Here is a 2,033-nt window from a genome sequence, read left to right as displayed (position 1 = left end):
CCGCACCGCACAGCCCCGCCTCAAACCTCCCCAGCCTCGCGGTTCCGCGCTCTTCGGAGGCGCTCATCCGCAGTTCCCTCGCGCTCCGTCTCGCGCCTTGCGGGCGCTCGCGGGAGCGCGCCACCGCAGCCGCGGATCGATCGGTCCTTGGACTGTATTGAACAGATTGAGAGAGCAACGAACAGGCGTGAAAATCGTTGTATGAAATCCTCACCCCGATTGGTTCCCCACCGCGACCACGCTAATCGACGATCGCTGCGAGACGATCGCCCGGCTAACGCGACTGGAACCCGATGGGCACAACCCGGTGCGGCGTCGATCGTCCCTGAGCCGGCGTCGACGGTCACCGACCCGACGTCGACAGCGCCGGGATCGGTGTTCGTCGCGTCAGTCTCCGGTGCGGGTACGTCTCCGGGAGACTTCGGCGATCCCGGCGTTCGCGGCACACTCTGGGCAGGCGTTTAGGTCGCCGTACTCGTCCGTGAACACGCGTGCGAAACGGTCCGAGACGTGCGACCCGCAGTGGTCACAGCGTGGCATGCGGTACCGGTTTTCACCGGCGACAGATCGTAGGATCTCGACGAACAAATACCCTTTTTCACCCCCGCTGCGTGCCGGTATCCGCGGATATACTCGCTCTCTACTTTCTCCCCTCACTCTCTTCTGACTCCCCTCTCCTTCTGTTTCCTCTCCTCACTCTCTTTTCATTCTCCGCTTCCTTCGTCGATCGCTCGGGCGATGAGCCCCGCTTGCGCCCGCGACGAATCCGGCGTCCACGTTCACCGTGGTGAGAACCGAGCACGACTGGAGCGCGCCCTGCAGGGCGGCGACGCCCTCGCCGCCGACACCGTACCCCGTCGACACCGGGAGCGCGATCACGGGCGCGTCGACGAGCCCCGCGGTGACCGTCGGGAGCGCGCCCTCGCGTCCGGCCGCGACGATCACGACGTCGGCCTCCCGAATCCGTTCGCGCTGGTCGAGCAGCCGGTCGAGGTTCGCGACGCCGACGTCGTCGACGCGGTCGACCGTCGCACCAACCTCTCGGGCCACGATTGCCGCCTCGCCGGCCACCGGTGCGTCGGCGGTGCCGGCAGCGACGACGGCGACGGTGGCGTCGAGCGACGGCGGTTCGAAGTCCGATCTGTGCACGACGACCGTCCGCGTCCGCTCGTCGTGCTTCACGGTCGCGTCGGGATCGGCGTCCTCGACCGCCGTTCGGATCGCCGCCGCGTCGTCGTCGTCCGCGCGCGTCGCGAGTACCCGTCCCGTGGTGTCCAGTGCGGTCATCGCGAGCGACGCGACGTCTGCCGGGGTCTTCCCCTCGGCGAGGATCGCCTCCGGGATCCCCCGGCGGTGCTCCCGCGAAGCGTCGAACCGCCCGGCTTTCGTCGTCGCGTACCCCGCCAGTTTCGATTCCGCCTCGGCGACGGAGATATCGCCGGCCGCGAGTGCTTCCAGCGTGTCGCGCATACGCTGCCTCCGGTCTGCACGGATGCGTACCTATCGGTCTTCAACGGAGGTGTCATTTTGATCAACAGAGGGGCTCTCGAACTTCACCGGACGTATCGGACTCCCCCAAACGTATGCGGTTCCGTAACCGGAGCCAGCGGTATCGATCCCCCTGTCGCCACTTGCACTCACAAAGCTTATATACGATCGCTATACCGACCATCCACAAACAGCCGTCACGACGTCCCTCGCGGTCGAATTCAGGAACTCTTATTAAGGGTCGACGGATACTCCCGGTTGCATGGCAGACCTTATTGTCAAAGCGGCCGTCAAGGAAGCCCTGGACGACAAGAACGTCGCTTCGGACTTCTACGACGCGCTGGACGAGGAAGTGGACGAGCTGCTCGAAGACGCTGCGCGCCGCGCCGAGGCCAACGACCGCAAGACGGTCCAGCCTCGCGACCTCTAAGGCGGACGCGCTCCGTTCTGTTATTTCGTGTTTATCGTCCCGTGAGCCGACCGGCCGTCGATTTCACCGGAGCCGACCGGCCGTCGATTCACCGGAGCCGACCGGCCGTCGATTC

At 65.8% G+C, this 2,033-nt stretch carries 1 protein-coding gene and 1 pseudogene; one reads left to right on the top strand and one right to left on the bottom strand.

Annotated features, from left to right (window positions below; genetic code table 11):
• Nucleotides 1-704 precede the first annotated feature (704 nt).
• Nucleotides 705-1,470 (bottom strand): annotated as a pseudogene (gene larB / locus GJ633_RS16130) (nickel pincer cofactor biosynthesis protein LarB).
• 280 nt (nucleotides 1,471-1,750) lie between these two features.
• Between larB and GJ633_RS16125 the strand changes: the two are divergent.
• On the top strand, nucleotides 1,751-1,918 hold the full coding sequence (locus tag GJ633_RS16125; protein ID WP_004267503.1) for a DUF1931 family protein: 168 nt from the start codon (nucleotides 1,751-1,753) through the stop codon (nucleotides 1,916-1,918).
• The last annotated feature ends 115 nt before the right edge of the window (nucleotides 1,919-2,033 follow it).

Source organism: Halorubrum sp. CBA1125, from assembly GCF_009742825.1.
Classification (GTDB): Archaea; Halobacteriota; Halobacteria; order Halobacteriales; family Haloferacaceae; genus Halorubrum.
The sequence above is the reverse complement of the archived record's forward strand: the minus strand, read 5'-3'. Positions and strand labels throughout refer to the sequence as shown.

Excerpts from the sequence above, each read along its gene's own strand:
- GJ633_RS16125 (WP_004267503.1), top strand. The coding sequence starts at position 1,751 with ATGGCAGACCTTATTGTCAAAGCGGCCGTCAAGGAAGCCCTGGACGAC.